This is a genomic window from Pseudomonas sp. SIMBA_068, assembly GCF_046534705.1.
GTDB classification, from domain to species: Bacteria; Pseudomonadota; Gammaproteobacteria; order Pseudomonadales; family Pseudomonadaceae; genus Aquipseudomonas; species Aquipseudomonas putida.
Map to the genome: position 1 here is coordinate 1 of NZ_JAWRYI010001493.1, position 240 is coordinate 240.

Here is a 240-nt window from a genome sequence, read left to right on the forward strand (position 1 = left end):
TCACTGGGCGCACTAGGCATTGTTACCGCGGTAACCCTGCGTACCCAGCCGTTTAGCATCTTCACCTGCCACAAATATGCCGTCTCTGCCGATACCCTTGAAGAGGATCTGCTGCGCTGGAACAACGACTATCCGCTGAGCAAAGCCTGGTGGTTTGTCGATGACAACCTGATGCACGTCTGGAACGCCCATGAGGCGAGTGACGAAGAGCGTCAGCGCTACGAAGCGCAGGGTCGTCAG

Annotated in this window: 1 protein-coding gene; it reads left to right on the plus strand. The window is 57.1% G+C overall.

Going from position 1 to position 240, the window contains the following annotated elements; genetic code table 11:
• A partial coding sequence (locus SB756_RS34620; protein ID WP_410913825.1) for a hypothetical protein occupies positions 1 to 240 on the plus strand: 240 nt, incomplete at both ends.